Annotated in this window: 3 protein-coding genes; all 3 read right to left on the bottom strand. The window is 66.2% G+C overall.

The genetic code is table 11. The annotated features are described in order from the left end of the window. On the bottom strand, positions 1–421 hold a 421-nt coding region (locus AC1DT2_RS22140; RefSeq protein ID WP_477298765.1), incomplete at its 3' end, for a hypothetical protein. After that, complete coding sequence (locus AC1DT2_RS22135) at positions 414–1,277, bottom strand: amidohydrolase family protein (protein WP_477298763.1); 864 nt, start codon at positions 1,275–1,277, stop codon at positions 414–416. The genes AC1DT2_RS22135 and AC1DT2_RS22140, both read right to left, overlap by 8 nt. A gap of 50 nt (positions 1,278–1,327) precedes the next feature. Further along, a partial coding sequence (locus AC1DT2_RS22130; RefSeq protein ID WP_477298762.1) for a 4-carboxy-4-hydroxy-2-oxoadipate aldolase/oxaloacetate decarboxylase occupies positions 1,328–1,932 on the bottom strand: 605 nt, incomplete at its 5' end.

The raw sequence follows: 1,932 nt of genomic DNA, 5'->3' as shown, positions 1-1,932 counted from the left end.
GTGTCAGCCAGTGCATGCTGTCCGTCGCCAGACCATAGTCTTCGGTGAGGTGCGCGCGCACCCACATGCCCGTGGTTTGCGTATAGGCGCGCACGCCGACACGCTTGCCGACCAGCCCTTCCGGTGTGGTCACGCCGCCGCTTCGCCGGGTAATCAGGCAACCGCGCTGGAAGCGCGATGCGACCACCGCAGGGAGGAGGATGATGGGCCGGCCAAATGCGATCGCCTGGAGGCCGGTGACGATGGCCAGTTCCGAGATATCGAAACTCTGATCGCGCACCATGGGTGCGAAGGCCTTATGAACCGGGGAGACCTCGACGACATCGAACGTGACGTCCGGGCTGCTGAGCGCGCCGCTCTTGATCGGCGCGGACAACGGCGAGTCGGCCAGGACGGTACGCAGGCGTGTGGACTCAGCCATGCTTGCCGTTCTCCGAAAGGCCGGGATAGATCGTTGCCGCGGTGCCGCTGAAAATCATGGCCTGGTCGTCGTGCGAGAGGCTGGAAAGTGCCTCGTGTGCGGCGGCGACGAGCGTCGGCAGCGTGCCTTCGGCCGCCGGGAAGTTCGAGCCCCAGGCGATGCGCCCCGCACCGAACGTGTCGATGGTCCGGGCCAGGAAGTCCTGCGGGGTCGACTTGCCTGCTGTTGCGGCGGTGAGGGTGCGATTGGTGAGCTTCAGGTAGACACCCGGGAACACCGCCATATCGAAAAGGGCTTGCGATGCGGTGAAGGGCGTGCCGTCGGACAGGTCCGGTCGCGCGCAATGGTCGAGCAACACGCGAACGGCGGGGAAGCGCTCGAGCAACGCTCGCAGGGCGGGAAGCCCTTCCATCGTCATCTGCAGGCAGACGGGGATGCCGAGCTTTTCGGCATGTGCCCAGGCGGCAAATGAATCCTTGTGGCCGAGCCAGTCGGACTGCCCGGGCATGGTGCTGCCGGTGGTGAACAGGCGAAATCCCGACAGCCCCTGGGCCTGCCAATGGTCGATCTGCTCGACGGCATCCGGAGCGAGTGCATCGATCGAGTAAACGCCGACGAAGCGGGAGGGGTTCGCGCGCACCGTGTCCACGACATAGCGGTTGTCGTGCCCGTAGACCGTCGATGCCTGCACGACGACGGCCTTGGCGATGCCTGCCTCATCGATAGCCTTGAGCAGGCCGCCTGCGTCCACGGGTCGCTTCTGCGACCACTCCGACTGATGACCGCCGATGGGGTCGGTCGGGTACGTCGCGGTATCGGGGGAGATCACATGCGTGTGGGTATCGAAGATCTTCATGGGGCTCTTATGGGTCGTAAGGTGGGGAGGGTTTGTCGCAGGCGTCGCCGTCAGCGGTACACGAGACCCTTGGCCGCCAGGCGCTCACGCATGGCGTAGATGTCGAGTCCGAGTTCGCCCTTCGCCAATCGATCGCGCACCTGTGCCTCGCGGGCTTCGCGTTCCAGGCCCTTCGCGAGCACCTCGTCCGCTTCTTCACGGAGGACCACGCATACGCCGTCGTCGTCCGCCACGACGATGTCGCCGGGACGTATGCAGACACCGCCGCAGACGAGCGGCACGTTGACCGAGCCCAGTGTTTCCTTGACCGTTCCCTGCGCGGAGATCGCCTTGGACCAGACGGGAAAGCCCATGGCCGTGAGGTCGCGAACATCGCGGACCCCGGCGTCGATGACCAGGCCCCGGCAGCCTTGTGCCAGCGCGGAGGTGGCGAGCAGGTCGCCGAAATAGCCGTCGGTGCAGTCGCTCGTCGGTGCCACGACGAGGATGTCGCCTTCCTGAAGCTGCTCGATGGCGACATGGAGCATCCAGTTGTCGCCGGGGGGAACGGACACGGTGACCGCCGAACCTGCGATGCGGGCGCCCGCATAGATGGGGCGCAGGTACGGGCCGGTCAGGCCCTTGCGGCCCTGCGCCTCGTGGATCGTGGCCACCC

Source organism: Luteibacter sp. P4_E6 (assembly GCF_056401535.1).
This window is presented reverse-complemented; position numbering and strand designations above follow the sequence as displayed.

What these genes read in the sequence shown, in the direction of transcription:
- AC1DT2_RS22135 (WP_477298763.1), bottom strand. Translation starts at nt 1,277, where the DNA reads ATGAAGATCTTCGATACCCACACGCATGTGATCTCCCCCGATACCGCG.